This is a genomic window from Alphaproteobacteria bacterium (genome assembly GCA_004295055.1).
In the GTDB taxonomy this organism is placed as follows: domain Bacteria; phylum Pseudomonadota; class Alphaproteobacteria; order SHNJ01; family SHNJ01; genus SHNJ01.
In genome coordinates this window covers 26,930-41,713 of record SHNJ01000013.1, presented here as the reverse complement: position 1 = coordinate 41,713, position 14,784 = coordinate 26,930, and the positions used below count along the sequence as shown (strand labels likewise).

General features: G+C 47.4%; 9 protein-coding genes, 2 tRNA genes and 3 rRNA genes. 4 read left to right on the top strand and 10 right to left on the bottom strand.

The window, feature by feature from the left end; translation table 11 throughout:
• Nucleotides 1-654 precede the first annotated feature (654 nt).
• From EYC62_03920 to EYC62_03890, 7 genes are all read right to left on the bottom strand, one after another.
• Nucleotides 655-1,497: a hypothetical protein gene (locus tag EYC62_03920; GenBank protein ID TAH35914.1), complete on the bottom strand. Its 843-nt coding sequence runs from the start codon at nt 1,495-1,497 to the stop codon at nt 655-657.
• Between the two features lie 123 nt (nt 1,498-1,620).
• Nucleotides 1,621-2,226: a hypothetical protein gene (locus EYC62_03915; GenBank protein TAH35913.1), complete on the bottom strand. Its 606-nt coding sequence runs from the start codon at nt 2,224-2,226 to the stop codon at nt 1,621-1,623.
• 190 nt (nt 2,227-2,416) lie between these two features.
• Nucleotides 2,417-2,531, bottom strand: a 5S ribosomal RNA gene (rrf, locus tag EYC62_03910).
• Between the two features lie 103 nt (nt 2,532-2,634).
• A 23S ribosomal RNA gene (locus EYC62_03905) occupies nt 2,635-5,383 on the bottom strand.
• A gap of 489 nt (nt 5,384-5,872) precedes the next feature.
• Nucleotides 5,873-5,948, bottom strand: a tRNA-Ala gene (locus tag EYC62_03900).
• Between the two features lie 135 nt (nt 5,949-6,083).
• Nucleotides 6,084-6,160, bottom strand: a tRNA-Ile gene (locus tag EYC62_03895).
• 149 nt (nt 6,161-6,309) lie between these two features.
• A 16S ribosomal RNA gene (locus EYC62_03890) occupies nt 6,310-7,798 on the bottom strand.
• Together the 16S, 23S and 5S rRNA genes with 2 tRNA genes alongside form the textbook arrangement of a ribosomal RNA operon.
• 752 nt (nt 7,799-8,550) lie before the next feature.
• Between EYC62_03890 and EYC62_03885 the strand changes: the two genes are divergently transcribed.
• Nucleotides 8,551-8,778 carry a hypothetical protein gene (locus EYC62_03885; GenBank protein TAH35912.1) on the top strand — a complete coding sequence of 76 codons (228 nt, stop codon included), beginning with the start codon at nt 8,551-8,553 and terminating at the stop codon, nt 8,776-8,778.
• A gap of 85 nt (nt 8,779-8,863) precedes the next feature.
• Entirely contained in the window at nt 8,864-9,502 is a 639-nt protein-coding gene (locus EYC62_03880; GenBank protein ID TAH35911.1) for a polyisoprenoid-binding protein, read from the top strand.
• Between the two features lie 33 nt (nt 9,503-9,535).
• On the opposite strand, the gene EYC62_03875 is transcribed toward EYC62_03880, so the two are convergent.
• Both EYC62_03875 and EYC62_03870 read right to left on the bottom strand, forming a co-directional pair.
• Nucleotides 9,536-11,461 carry an alkaline phosphatase family protein gene (locus EYC62_03875; protein ID TAH35910.1) on the bottom strand — a complete coding sequence of 642 codons (1,926 nt, stop codon included), beginning with the start codon at nt 11,459-11,461 and terminating at the stop codon, nt 9,536-9,538.
• A 124-nt stretch (nt 11,462-11,585) separates the two neighbouring features.
• On the bottom strand, nt 11,586-12,206 hold the full coding sequence (locus EYC62_03870) for a hypothetical protein (protein ID TAH35909.1): 621 nt from the start codon (nt 12,204-12,206) through the stop codon (nt 11,586-11,588).
• A gap of 75 nt (nt 12,207-12,281) precedes the next feature.
• On the opposite strand from EYC62_03870, the gene EYC62_03865 reads away from it, so the two are divergent.
• Nucleotides 12,282-13,268, top strand: coding sequence for an FkbM family methyltransferase (locus EYC62_03865; GenBank protein ID TAH35908.1), 987 nt, complete (start codon nt 12,282-12,284; stop codon nt 13,266-13,268).
• Between the two features lie 59 nt (nt 13,269-13,327).
• Nucleotides 13,328-13,885: a DinB family protein gene (locus tag EYC62_03860; GenBank protein TAH35907.1), complete on the top strand. Its 558-nt coding sequence runs from the start codon at nt 13,328-13,330 to the stop codon at nt 13,883-13,885.
• Between the two features lie 22 nt (nt 13,886-13,907).
• On the opposite strand, the gene EYC62_03855 is transcribed toward EYC62_03860, so the two are convergent.
• On the bottom strand, nt 13,908-14,750 hold the full coding sequence (locus EYC62_03855) for a transporter substrate-binding domain-containing protein (GenBank protein TAH35906.1): 843 nt from the start codon (nt 14,748-14,750) through the stop codon (nt 13,908-13,910).
• Nucleotides 14,751-14,784: the final 34 nt, after the last annotated feature.

The window sequence follows — 14,784 nt, the reverse complement described above, 5'->3', positions numbered from 1 at the left end:
TGATGAAGTTGGATCTAGGTGAAAATATTATTCTGGGCGAACATGGCGCGACCGGAGCCGGCAGCCGCAAAGTTACAACACAACAAAAAGCCTGTTTGGCACACCAAGGAGGCGCATGCACCGATCACGCGCATTGGCATTTATCTACCACGCGAGGAGCCTCTTATAGAGTCTTAGATTATTACACAGCGATCGGCGGCCGACCGGAAATATTCCGCAATATTCGGGATTTAAAAACATTGGAAGGTACCCCCTATTTTATGCTGTCTTTATATCCCGAGGCCGCGCACAGCCTATATATCTGGCGCAATCCCCAGGAAAAATTCGGAGAATATACTCGGCAATTTTTTCGCCGCGCAGTATTCGCAGCAATTTCGGACGCAAACATTCGGGATATGCGAGCAGGGCACAATGAGGGTTGGGATTGGCGCAAAAATCCAGACTTACCGGAAGTTAGTCGTATTTCAGGTTTGCTAGGCACCGAATTTACGCGGCCCGATTATTTTGCTGATGCCCCTACTGAAGAGCCGCGCGCCCAAGCAGGGGGAAAAATCGTAAGATTTACCGTGCATAATTTGCGCACACGGTAAAAAACCGCCCGGGAATCGCTTCGCCAGGCGGTTTACTCGAAACTGCTATTTTTATAGCTTGATACTATCTCGGTCCGTACCCGCGTGCTTGTCGCAGTGCCACGAGTAGCACCGGATTTGAATCATCGGCTTGGGATGGCCGTAATTTTAAAGCACGACCTTCCGCCGCCGTGGCGCGTTTCTGCCCTGCTTCTATGCCTGATTTATCCACCCATTTTACCGCCGCATACCGATAATCCAACCTCGCACATAATAGCGCTATTGCCGCAGAATCTTTTGCCTGAGTCACGGCACTTTCTAACAACGCTCTGTCTTGCGCGCTTAATTCGACGGTGCGGTAACGAAGATTGGATTGCAATAAGAATCTTGCCATCTGATGGCTCGCCGCCATATGCGCATCGCGCCGTTCGGCGGGGAAATTGGGATCGCGCGCTTTTTCCAAGCGATCGAGAATGACTTCTAAGACCACTTCATTATTGTCATAGGTATCCAATCCGCCAAAAACGCACCGTTGACAAAAATTTTGTATAGCGGGATCGTTTGCATCCCAAACCAAACCCGGATAATGCCGCACCATTTTTGAGGCCAACCGCGAAATAGGAAGCCATAATCCCCTGTTGCCAAAGGCCAAACTTTCTTCTGCGCCTTTTGGGGTCAATCGCTCGCGGGAAATAATATTGGCGGTGAATATATCTCTCCAGCCTTTTTTATTCGCGGCATTCCATAATTGCGATAATTTTTCCGCCGCTGTTTGATTTGCTTCTTTAGCGTCGATCCAAGATACAGCATAAGGCGAATCCGAATAACCTTTTATTACTGCGGAAAGGTCCAAACCCAATTCCACCAAATGTCGAAATAGATCGTCCGGTGAAGTTAGTTCGATAACTGCTGGAGCGGTTGTAGTCATAAAAACATTGTAAAATATGTTTCCTTTATGTCAACGATTTTATGCAATTGTTTATACAACAAAAAACCGCCCGGGAATTGCTTCGCCGGGCGGTTGGCTGAAAATATCTTTTCATATAAAATACTAACGCGCGAGCAGCTCCCTGCTTGTTTCCACTATTTTATTTACGGCCAAGTCCGCATCCGCATCTGGATTTTCGATATTCAATACAGGGATCGACAGGGCCTGCAGATGACGCACTCGCGTATCCACAATCGGCCCAAAATGAATTTGGCTGGCGTAATCGGGCCAATTATCGATCTTATTTTTATCTTTATCTTCTTTTCTAGTGATAAGCCTTTGCTTTGTGACATCTTCAGGCGCCCATAACCATACGGGCAAAAACTTTGCTTGGGCTTGAGCCGCAATATGTCCCATTTCCGTCAAAAAGCGATCATCGTTTTTTACAAATTCGGATTGCATAGGCGCCGACCATATCGTTGGAAGACCGGTATGCAATTGAGCCGTTACAATATTTTTCGCCGCCGCATACAGCACAGGACGCAATTGCTTGTAATGAGGGGTATCATATTGTTGCGGACCCGCGCCAGCAAGCAGAAGAGCGTGATCCATCATCGGATCCAAATACTGATTGTCCATCCAAGCCGCGCGTAAATTCCGAGCGACTTTTTCGCTAATGGTAGTTTTACCGGTGCCTGGATTCCCGCCAATCAATATCAAAATTGTCATTTTCTTGATTCTCTAGCTTTATTTAGTCTTAAAAAGATAATTTAAATCTTTTTAGTACAAATTATTTCTGCCATGCAAGCAAAAACCGCCCGGGAATTGCTTCACCGGGCGGTTTAAAATCTTGCTTTGTCCTTCGTAGCTTTAGCGTAGAAGGATCGTTCAATAAGTATGCGATTTCTGTGCTTCATAGAGCTGGCAACGACCTACTCTCCCAGGACTTAAGTCATAGTACCATCGGCCCAAGCGATTTTCACTTCCGAGTTCGGGATGGGATCGGGTGTTCACTCGCTGGTATAGCCACCAGCTCGATGAAGAACAGAAATCATATAGTGATCTTTATTTTAACATTCTCTTTAAGACCGCTTTTGCAAGCGGCGCAAGAATCTGCATTGCAATTCAGAAATCTGAATCATGCAAGCAATCAAGTCAATCGGACTATTAGTACCGGTTAGCTGAAGGCGTTGCCGCCCTTACACACCCGGCCTATCAACGTGGTGGTCTACCACGATCCTAATGGGGAATACTAGTTTTGAGGAAAGTTTCCCGCTTAGATGCTTTCAGCGGTTATCTTATCCGTATATAGCTACCCAGCTGCGCCACTGGCGTGACGACTGGTGCACCAGAGATACGTCCTTCTCGGTCCTCTCGTACTAGAGAAAGCTCCTCTCAATATTCCAACAACCATAGCAGATAGGGACCAAACTGTCTCACGACGTTTTGAACCCAGCTCACGTACCGCTTTAAATGGCGAACAGCCATACCCTTGGGACCTTCTACAGCCCCAGGATGCGATGAGCCGACATCGAGGTGCCAAACCTCCCCGTCGATGGGGACTCTTGGGGGAGATAAGCCTGTTATCCCTAGCGTACCTTTTATCCGTTGAGCGATGGCCCTCCACACGTGGAACCACCGGATCACTATGGCCGACTTTCGTCTCTGCTCGACTTGTCAGTCTCGCAGTCAGGCGGGCTTATGCCATTGCACTCATCAGCTGATTTCCGACCAGCCTGAGCCCACCATCGCGCGCCTCCGTTACTCTTTGGGAGGCGACCGCCCCAGTCAAACTACCCGCCATGCATGGTCCCAATCCGCGATTCAGCGGATGTGGTTAGATATCAAGAACGATCAGGGCGGTATTTCACTTTTTGACTCCATCCCAGCTGGCGCCGGAACTTCAAAGTCTCCCGCCTATGCTACACAAACAGTTCTTAATACCAATGCAAAGGTGTAGTAAAGGTGCATAGGGTCTTTCCGTCTAACTACGGTTACTTCGCATCTTCACGAAGAATTCTACTTCACTGAGTTGGCTGTGGAGACAATGGGGAAGTCGTTACGCCATTCGTGCAGGTCGGAACTTACCCGACAAGGAATTTCGCTACCTTAGGACCGTTATAGTTACGGCCGCCGTTTACCGGGGCTTCAGATCAGAGCGTGAACTCCTCACTTTAACCTTCCGGCACCGGGCAGGCGTCAGACCCTATACATCGACTTTCGTCTTAGCAGAGCCCTGTGTTTTTGTTAAACAGTCGCTACCCCCTGGCATGTGCCACCCTATCGCGGTTGCCCGAAATAGGGTCTCCCTTCTTCCGAAGTTACGGGAGCAATTTGTCGAGTTCCTTCACAGCCATTCTCTCAAGCGCCTTGGTATACTCTACCAGTCCACCTGTGTCGGTTTGAGGTACGGACCAATGTGGGGGCTATTTCCTGGAAGTCTTTCGCTGCCCTTACCAATCCGATAAGGAAGAACAGCTTACAGCCTTCGTCACACACCCACGGGCCACGGAATATTAACCGTGTTACCATCCCCTACGCCTGTCGGCCTCGGGTTAGGCTCCGGCTTACCCTGCGCGGATTAACCTTGCGCAGGAAACCTTGAACTTTCGGCGACACCGTCTCTCACGGTGTTTATCGTTACTCAAGTCAGCATTCTCACTTCCCATATCTCCAGCCAATCTCGCGATTGACCTTCACAGATTTAGGGAACGCTCCGCTACCACTCTTTCGAGTCCACGTCTTCGGTGCATAGTTTTAGCCCCGTTACATTTTCGGCGCAACATAACTTATCTAGACCAGTGAGCTATTACGCTTTCTTTAAAGGATGGCTGCTTCTAAGCCAACCTCCTGGCTGTCATGGTAGTGTCACATCCTTTCCCACTTAACTATGACTTGGGGACCTTAGACGGTGGTCTGGGTTTTTATCCCTCTCGACAATGAAAGTTAGCTCCCACTGTCTGAGTCCTCAGTATTACTCAATGGTATTCGGAGTTTGGTTAGGTTTGGTAGATCTTGCGATCCCCTAGCCTATCCAGTGCTCTACCCCCATTGGTATTCACTGAAGCCTATACCTAAATATATTTCGCGGAGAACCAGCTATTTGCAGGTTTGATTAGCCTTTCACCCCTAACCACAGCTCATCCGGTACCTTTGCAACGGTAATCGGTTCGATCCTCCAGTGGGTGTTACCCCACTTTCAATCTGGCCATGGCTAGATCACACTGCTTTCGGGTCTAAACCACGTAACTTATCGCCCTATTCAGACTCGGTTTCCCTACGCCTACACCTATCGGCTTAAGCTTGCTACGTAGTTTAAGTCGCTGACCCATTATACAAGAGGTACGCCACCACGGATCATGTCCGCTATGACTGCTTGTAAGCACCCAATTTCAGGTCTATTTCACTCCCCTTTCGGGGTTCTTTTCACCTTTCCTTCACAGTACTTGTTCACTATCGGTCCATAAGGAGTACTTAGGCTTGGAGGGTGGTCCCCCCATGTTCAGACAGGATTGCTCGTGTCCCGCCTTACTCGAGGATCAAATCGCTTTCTACACATACGGGGCTATCACCCACTATGGCGCTGGTTTCCAACAGCTTCTGTTTCTTACGTTCTGATCACTGGCCTGGTCCGCGTTCGCTCGCCACTACTAACGGAGTCTCGGTTGATGTCCTTTCCTCCAGGTACTGAGATGTTTCAGTTCCCTGGGTTTGCTTCTGTAACCTATGTATTCAGTTACAGATACTCTTACGAGTGGGTTTCCCCATTCGGAAATCCGCGGGTCAAAGGGTATTGGCCCCTCACCGCAGCTTATCGCAGCCTGTCACGTCCTTCATCGCCTCTTATGGCCAAGGCATTCGTTGAGTGCCCTTAATTACTTGATTGCTTGCAAAATTCAGACAAATTTCTTTATCGCATCGTCCTTTCTGACCCTCTTGTAAGAAATCAGCGGGCGGACTTTGCGACCAACTTTTCATCCTAAGACAAAAAATTAATCCAGATTAAGCACAATCTGAGAGATTCTCGCTTGATGCCTGCACAAATTATGGTGCAGGCAGAGAATGTTATTATATCAATGTGTTTTAAAAACCAGGACTTGGCTTGCGCCAAGCATGAAGTAGTCTCTTGCTGGTGAGGCCAACTCGATAGCCCCCACGCGAATTTGCTGTATACATTCTTTCGAACACATACGGTTGTTGATTCGCGCCCTTTAAAACACGACCACTATTTTTTTCAATCATTACTCATCATTATGATTGAAAATTTACATACTTATTTACGATGTCAAACAACAAGACAAGAATTCAATCTTCGATAAACGAAGAAGGAAAATTTAGATCCATTTGAATTTTTCCGAAGTTTCGATTGGAAAGTTGGTGGAGGTGAACGGGATTGAACCGATGACCCCCTGCTTGCAAAGCAGGTGCTCTCCCAGCTGAGCTACACCCCCGTAACTCTAATGCCCTGCTTTAGGCAGAAAACTTTGACTGCGCCAGTCCCCCTACGCTAAAGCTTTGGGGGACACCCTTCACTTTATGCTGGCTTCGACTGGCTTCGCCACCCGAAGCTCCGCAGGAGCAAAGGGTGGTGGGCCTGGCAAGACTTGAACTTGCGACCCCACGCTTATCAAGCGTGTGCTCTAACCAACTGAGCTACAAGCCCTTACCAGGTCACACAAAAACGAAACTTCAAGAAAAAGGATAAGTGGACGGCGTTACGACCAGTCGATCTGACGTTGATCGATCAACTGGATTTTTTATGTTTCTTTAGAAATTCTGAGTCCTGCAGAGCAGACGACTTGCCAGAATTTTCCTTAGAAAGGAGGTGATCCAGCCGCAGGTTCCCCTACGGCTACCTTGTTACGACTTCACCCCAGTCACTAGCCCTACCGTGGCCGTCTGCCCCCTTGCGGTTAGCGAAACGTCTTAAGGTAGAACCAGCTCCCATGGTGTGACGGGCGGTGTGTACAAGGCCCGGGAACGTATTCACCGCGGCATGCTGATCCGCGATTACTAGCGATTCCAACTTCATGCTGTCGAGTTGCAGACAACAATCTGAACTGAGACGACTTTTAGGGATTTGCTCCACCTTGCGGTCTTGCTTCCCTCTGTCATCGCCATTGTAGTACGTGTGTAGCCCAGGGTATAAAGGCCATGAGGACTTGACGTCATCCCCACCTTCCTCCGGCTTGTCACCGGCGGTTTCCTTAGAGTGCCCAGCATTACCTGATGGCAACTAAGGATGAGGGTTGCGCTCGTTGCGGGACTTAACCCAACATCTCACGACACGAGCTGACGACAGCCATGCAGCACCTGTGCAGGAGCCGGCCGAACCGAAGGTCCATGTTTCCACAGACCATACTCCGCATGTCAAACCCTGGTAAGGTTCTTCGCGTTGCGTCGAATTAAACCACATACTCCACCGCTTGTGCGGGCCCCCGTCAATTCCTTTGAGTTTTAATCTTGCGACCGTACTCCCCAGGCGGAATGCTTAATGCGTTAGCGGCGGTACTGAGGAGTAAATCCCCAACACCTAGCATTCATCGTTTAAGGCATGGACTACCAGGGTATCTAATCCTGTTTGATCCCCATGCTTTCGAGCTTCAGCGTCAGTAATGGTCCAGATAGCCGCCTTCGCCACCGGTGTTCTTCCTAATATCTACGAATTTCACCTCTACACTAGGAATTCCGCTATCCTCTCCCATACTCCAGTTCAACAGTTTCAAGCGCAATTCCGAGGTTAAGCCTCGGGCTTTCACGCCTGACTTGAAAAACCGCCTACGCTCCCTTTACGCCCAGTAAATCCGAACAACGCTAGCCACCTTCGTATTACCGCGGCTGCTGGCACGAAGTTAGCCGTGGCTTATTCTGCAGGTACCGTCATCATCGTCCCTGCTAAAAGAGCTTTACAACCCGAAGGCCTTCATCACTCACGCGGCATGGCTGGATCAGGGTTGCCCCCATTGTCCAATATTCCCCACTGCTGCCTCCCGTAGGAGTCTGGACCGTGTCTCAGTTCCAGTGTGGCTGATCGTCCTCTAAGACCAGCTACTGATCGTCGCCTTGGTGAGCCGTTACCTCACCAACTAGCTAATCAGACGCGGGCTCCTCCTATACCGAAAAACTTTCCTCCGTAGAGCGTATCCGGTATTATCTCAAGTTTCCCTGAGTTATCCCGAAGTACAGGGTAGATTCCCACGCGTTTTGCACCCGTCTGCCACGTCCCTTGCGGGACGTTCGACTTGCATGTGTTAAGCCTGCCGCCAGCGTTCGTTCTGAGCCAGGATCAAACTCTCAAGTTAATTTGAGAAAATTGTCCCTAGCTTTACTGAATTAAATATAAAATAAATCAGTGTCGCTAATTGACGTAACCCGTCAAATAACTGCCGCACCGGAAACCGGTACGACATCACAAACATATGTATTTGGAAAACAAAATAAGACAAGACAACATCGCGCCGAAGCGCGTTATTACCCATGCCCTATATGTTTTTTTAAATAGGCTTTGTTTGGATACGTTAAATAGACGGATTATTGTTTACAACGATAAACGTTGCAAACGCATAACGCCGCCCACGTATCCTTTTTCTTGTCTTATTCACGATGTCAAATAACGAAGTCAAACTTTCACCATCACTACTCGGCACTACTGCGGTTTCGCGACGGGAGCGGCTTTATACGCCGCCCCTATTCCCTTGTCAAACACTATTTTTATAAAAATTTTACAAAAACGATGTGGATAACCCTGAAGGTATTTTTTTGACTGGAAAGTAACTGAGTATACCAAAAAACGATCTCAAAAAGAAGGTGGTTTTCAAACCAAATTCTTACCGTTAATTTTATCCCCAACCCCTCTCGTTTTATTAACTAAAATATTGATATAAAACAACAATATTATTCATTTATGACTTTGGATAAAATCCAAATTCTGTATTGGTTTCGACCCAATAACGATCTCATTTCGGTTTTAAAGGGTGTCTTTGATATTTAGGCAAACACTACCGTTTTTTAAGATCGCTTGTGAAACGACCGGCACAGGAATAGTCTAAATCGATGAAAAAATTTAAACTATGCCTCGTCGGCACGTTAATTGGCGTTAACTTTATTTTGGGATGCGCCACAAAAAATGCACCGTCCCTGGACCAAGAAGCCCAGCCTGCACAACCTTCACGCGAATTAAAACCAAATTCACCACCGTTCAAATACAATCCACGTCAACCCTTGCGTGGCACCCGGCGAATTTATGCTTTATCAAAAACCAGCAGGGGAAAAATATTATAAAATCGCCAAAGACTTTTCTTATTTTTGCAGCGACTTATAATTTAATGCAGATTTTATTGTTCATCTTACCGGAAAGGAATTTTCTATGATCCGTATTCTTACTTTTGTTCTTGTATTGTTATCTGCCGGGATTGCACATGCCGCGGATGCCATGCCAGAATTTAAACAGCCAAGTCTTAATTATAAAACCATGCAATCCGGCACCTACAGGCTGGATCCATCGCACACCAATGTGATTTTTAAAATCAGCCATTTGGGATTCTCGCAATATATCGGCCGGTTCAACGATATCAAAGGCACGCTAAGCTTTGATGCAAACAATATCACCAACAGCGATTTATCGGTGTCGATCGATCCAGACAGCGTGGATGTGAATCACCGCGTATTAGAAGGCGAATTGAAAGGCGAAAAATATTTTAATACATCTTCGTTTCCCGATATTACTTTCGAAGCCACCAGCGTCAAACAAACCGGCCCAACCACCGGCATTATTACCGGCGATTTAAATTTTCACGGTGTTACCAAACCAATTCAGCTGCAAGCCAAGTTTAATGGCGGCGGCAAATTTCCATTTACCGGCACTCCTGTTTTGGGATTTGCGGCCACCACCACGATCAAACGCAGCGATTTCGGCATGACCGAAGGAATTCCTTTGGTTGGCGACGAAGTCGCCATCGAAATTCAAACCGAATTTCATTATGAAGACGCCAAGACAATGAATTAAACAATGAAAACCCGCCGAAAGGCGGGTTTTTTATTAGTTGGTGTTGACCGTATTTACAATTGTCGTCGGAAGACGTTTCATTCGTTCGCGCCAATTCGCCGCATATTGATAATATGCAACCGCATCGTCGACCACAGATGCATCGATATCTTTTTCCATTAATGCTTTGTCTTGTTCATAAGCTTCAATCAAGCGCTTGGGTGACAATTCGACCAATTGGCCCTTTTTGACAATCGCTACTTTTTGATAATTGGAAACGAACGTATGCGGAATTTCATCCGAATCGTTTAGCAAATCCTCGCCATAAAATTTGCTGTAATAGCTGAATTTCAACAAACCCAGCATAATTGGAGCCGTATCGATCTGGCTGGCGAGATTTTCAAACCGCGCGGACTTCACAAACCCAGGCGCGTAGAAAATTAACGGAATATGATATTTGCTTAAACTCAGTTCCGTTTTCCCAGCCGCGCTGGCGGTGTGATCGGCAACGAAAACAAACAAAGTATCGTTGAACCAGGGTTTGGTTTTTGCCTGCCTGATGAATTCCCCAATCGCGTAATCATGATATTTGACGCCCCCTGCCCTTCCGCCCGGCGGCGGAATATCGATTTTTCCTTCGGGATATGTGTAAGGACGGTGGTTGGATGTTGTCATGATCAAATGCATGAATTTTTTACCCGACGAAAAAGATTTATCCGCTGCCTTAATGGCTTGAGCGTACAAATCCTCGTCGCATACGCCCCAGGCATTCGCAAAATGAATTTCATCGCTTGGCATTTTTGCGCGATCCAAAATTTCAAAACCATTATTTTCGAAAAAATAATTCATATTGTCGAAATAGCCATATCCTCCATAAATGAAACGCGTGTCGTAACCGCGGTCCTTGAACACAAAGCCAATCGAAAATAAGTTTTCATTGCCGGGCCGCCGGATAATAGATTGGCCTGGTGTTGGCGGCACGGACAATGTAACCGCTTCCAAACCGCGAACCGTGCGCGTTCCGGTTGCATATAAATTGGTAAAAAATAATCCTTGCTTGGCCAATGCGTCTAAATTAGGCGTGAAATTATTTTGATTGCCGAAACTCTGCATATACTCGGCGCTTAGGCTTTCCATAACCACCAGCATGACGTTCTTGTGTTTTTCCGGGCCTGGATAGCGCACCATGCGCGTAATCGCATTTTCATCGTTGGTAAAAGTGGTATTATGCTCCTGAACCAGTTCGCGAATGCGTTTTTCTACTTCCTGCGGATTGTCGGTTTTATAAAAATGGGTGTAATCCAGTTCATTATTGTTATAGGCATGAAATAAGTTGTAAGTGCCGTTGGCCGACAATTCGTTCGGCGTTTGGGTTTCATCCCACTGCGTATAGCGAATGTCCATGGCGCTGTAGGCCGAAAAGCACAGCACAAATACAGTTGCCAGACCAGCCAGGCGTTGCCTGAAATTTAGGGAACAAGATGGATATTTATTTTTAAAAATACGATTCGCCAGCCAACACAGGGTCAAGCTTGCCATGCCCAAGACGGAGAACAATAATGGCAAAGGATAAGATTCTTTAATATTGGCCAATACTTCGGTCGTATAGACCAAATAATCGACCGCGATAAAATTAAACCTTGCGGTAAATTCATCCCAAAACAAATATTCGCCAATCGCGCCGAATAAAATCAGCGCCGCAAATAAAAACAAAGTAGCCTGGGTGAAGAGGCGATCAAACCTGGCCCCATGCCGGCGCGCCGGCAAGCAAGTCAGATATAAAGTGTAAGGAATACTGAAAAATAAAAATACGGTCAGATCAAACGCAAAGCCGATTGTAAAAATGTGAAATAGTTCGGACCATTGCGCTTCGACATAGGACGTGCGCCACAATACCGCGCGAAGAATGGTTTCAATTAAGAAGAATATCGCCGCAAATGGCAACAGACGGCGAATGAAATACATAATATTTTTCGGCATATCGATTCCTTATTTTGGATGCAGGTTAGAATACTGAATTGTGGCGTTTTTGCGATGATTAACATGGAACAGCGCAAGTTAACCCCCATTATTTCCCCGTATGGGCCGATTGGCTGTCTCTAAGTTAAAACGAAGTAAAATGAACGGGTGGCAGATTATATAAAGCCATGACAGCAAAGACGAAAAACACCAATGCGGAAGCCATGTTGATTTTATGCAAAATCCCGATGCCAAGGCGCGGCTTTAACCAATGCAAAAGCATGCTTAATATTATCCACCAGGCCAAAGACCCCAACAACACCGCGAATGCAAATCCGATTAAATTTATAAAATCCAAACTGCCTGCCCCGATGCTCATACCCGAATAAAATCCTGCGAATACCAGAATAGTGGCTGGACTGGTCATCGCGAACAGGTATGTCGACAGAATATATCCGCGGCTGCTGTTAATGTCGGCGCTTTGCAATGCCGGTTTCAATCGCCAGATTTTAATGCCGAAATATACCATCACTATCGCGCCAAGAATACAAAACCAAGGCCGCAGCCACGGAATAGAATTAAATAAATTTTCCAATCCCAGCGCCGCCAGTAACGCGTAGGTTGCCAGCGACAATCCATCGCCCAATCCCGTTTCCAGCGCCGAGCGCCTTCCCTGATTCAAGCCCCGCGAAATAACCAGCATTCCAACCGGGCCGATCGGCGCGGCAACGGAGAATCCAAGAACAAAAGCCTTTAGCAACAACATGCGAATCCCTTATACTAATTGGTTCCCGCATTTTAATTTTGACAGGATAGATAGCAATCAATAAATTGCCACTCCATGCCAGATCCTAAAATTATCCGGTTACCGCTAGATTCCTATAACCCTATTGTCGATACGCGCCTGCCATCGATCGCCAACCTGATGGTGCGTTTGTCATTGGGCAAACAGCGCGGCTTAAAACGCATTTGGCGCAAAACGTTGCGTAGAATTTACGATCTGCTTCTAACCGTCCCGAATCCCTGCAGATACGGCGAAATTATTTTGCCGCAAGGACAGATTGCCCTCGACTTGCGCAATACGGCTTACATCAACCACACCATCCGCAAAAACGACGGCGGGTATGAAAACGATGTAACTTATTTTTTCAATGTCTTGGCAAAACGCGCCAACACCGTTTATGACATCGGCGCAAATTGGGGTTATTTCACCGCTTTGTTTGCAACACGCGAGGATTTTAAAGGCGGCGTGCATGCTTTTGAAATTTCGCCGCGCACTTTTGCCGATCTGTCCAAACTAACGGCGGCATGCCCGAAAAAAATAACCACTCATCCCTATGGACTTTCCGACAGCGAAGGTTTCTTTCCGCTGCACGAGGGACGGCACAGCGCCCTGTCCCGTCTTGACCCGAATGCAACCCACGGCACCATGGTCAAAGTATGCCGGCTGGACGATTTGGATCTGCCCGACCCGGATATTGTCAAAATAGACGTCGAAGGCCATGAGGCGGCGGTGTTCAATGGCGGAGCAAAACGCATCCAGCGCGCAAAACCAATCATTGTTTTAGAAAGCTGGTTTGACGCAAAAAAATCGGCCGCGATGCTGGAACCGCTTCAATTATTGGCGGCATGGGGATACGAGTTCTATCAGATCGCCTTCGAACATACGGCCAATGGCCAAACTTATTTTACCCGCGATTTGGAAAAAGACGGCAAGGCAACGGCGTTATGTTTGATACCTTTGCCGCTGGATACAAGACCGCTTTTCGCCGAAGCCCTTAATGTTATTGCCATACACCCGCAAACGGCGACGAGGTTCTTCTCCTGATTTGGGGGCTTTACTTAACCCGGCGCGGTTTTAGATAAAGTCAAATCAAAGGAGCCGTTATGAGCAGCAGTACCATACCCACAGTAGAAAAATGGATTATCCGATGGGTCATAGCGCCCAAATTGCGGCGGTTTAGTGCCGCCAAGGCGCGGGATATTTTTATCGAGGAAGGCAAAAAGATTCTGCGTTTAAGCGCCGATTTGCCGGAATCTGCCCTGCGCCAGCGCGTGCAAATCAAACGCATTCCAGGACTCGATCCCGTTTCGACCAACTGGTCGGTCAGCATGACCATCGAACATTTAATCATCGTCGCCAACGCGATCATGCCTGTGATTGAATCGCTCCGGCAAAATAAAAAACCGGCAGGGGCCGCGTCGATGGCGGCGGTAAAACCGCAAGACCGTTACACGGGGGCACAAGCGCGCCAATCATTCGAACAATTGGTAACATCCTGGCCAAACCGATTCGATTTACAAGCCCTGGACCAGGCGCCGGGCATAACATTCGACCACCCCTGGTTCGGCCCGTTAAATGCGGCCGGATGGTACAAAATGCTGGCAACCCATCAACGATTGCACCGCCAGCAGATCGAAAAAATTATCGCCGGGTTGGATTAACTCCAAAAATCGGCGGATTTTATCAATCCACCGGCAACTTTACCCGCGCGATAGAATCCGCGGGGACTTTCCATTTATCCAATGTCGCCGCGATAAATCCATCGCCATGCATTTGCCGTAACGCCGCGTCCAACGCACCACCAAAAGCCGCCTCTCCGCCTTTGAACATTAAGGCGGTATCGAAAAACGCCACCGGCTGCTTTGTCAGTTGCTTTATTTTACCGGGATTCGTTTTTATGTAATCATCGGCACTGAATTTTGCCAGAAAAGTGACATCGGCTTTGTTATTGATCACACTAAGCTGCAATTCACCGGGATTGGCAATACCTGGCATTTCCAAACGTTTGGCTTTGGGAAATTTATTGCGTGAAATATAATAATTAATTTCACCGTCAATCGAGGCAATCGTGAATTTAGGATCGTTTAAAGTCGACAACGTATCGTCAAACCGGCTTTCGTCTGCTCTACCATAGCCATGCACCTTGGCAAAATAAAGGGGTTGACTGAATTGACCGCCACGCACTTGTGGAATGAACACCCATTTGCCAACACACGCCAAATCGTACCGATTCGCCTGCAAACCCACCACCAAGTCGGACCACGGCACTTGCTCGGTCCATTCTACTTTCCAATTCATATATTCGGCGATTTTTTCGACGATATCCGGGATCGCGCCATACACTTTGCCGGTATTGGCATCAACCATATTCATCGGCGGTTCGATGTTATAGCCACAGCGCAATGTTTTCGTGCGTTCGATGCGTTCCAACACGGTTTCTTTTACTTCCGCAGATTGTTTTGAAAAATGAACTGCGAATAAACTGACAATCAACGCGATCAAAGCAGAAACAACAATATTCTTCATGATACTATTTCCTTTAAATCAATGGGGCATCCTA

Coding starts and splice junctions, on each gene's coding strand:
- EYC62_03920 (TAH35914.1), bottom strand. CDS start 1,497: ATGACTACAACCGCTCCAGCAGTTATCGAACTAACTTCACCGGACGAT.
- EYC62_03915 (TAH35913.1), bottom strand. CDS start 2,226: ATGACAATTTTGATATTGATTGGCGGGAATCCAGGCACCGGTAAAACT.
- EYC62_03885 (TAH35912.1), top strand. CDS start 8,551: ATGAAAAAATTTAAACTATGCCTCGTCGGCACGTTAATTGGCGTTAAC.
- EYC62_03880 (TAH35911.1), top strand. CDS start 8,864: ATGATCCGTATTCTTACTTTTGTTCTTGTATTGTTATCTGCCGGGATT.
- EYC62_03875 (TAH35910.1), bottom strand. CDS start 11,461: ATGCCGAAAAATATTATGTATTTCATTCGCCGTCTGTTGCCATTTGCG.
- EYC62_03870 (TAH35909.1), bottom strand. CDS start 12,206: ATGTTGTTGCTAAAGGCTTTTGTTCTTGGATTCTCCGTTGCCGCGCCG.
- EYC62_03865 (TAH35908.1), top strand. CDS start 12,282: ATGCCAGATCCTAAAATTATCCGGTTACCGCTAGATTCCTATAACCCT.
- EYC62_03860 (TAH35907.1), top strand. CDS start 13,328: ATGAGCAGCAGTACCATACCCACAGTAGAAAAATGGATTATCCGATGG.
- EYC62_03855 (TAH35906.1), bottom strand. CDS start 14,750: ATGAAGAATATTGTTGTTTCTGCTTTGATCGCGTTGATTGTCAGTTTA.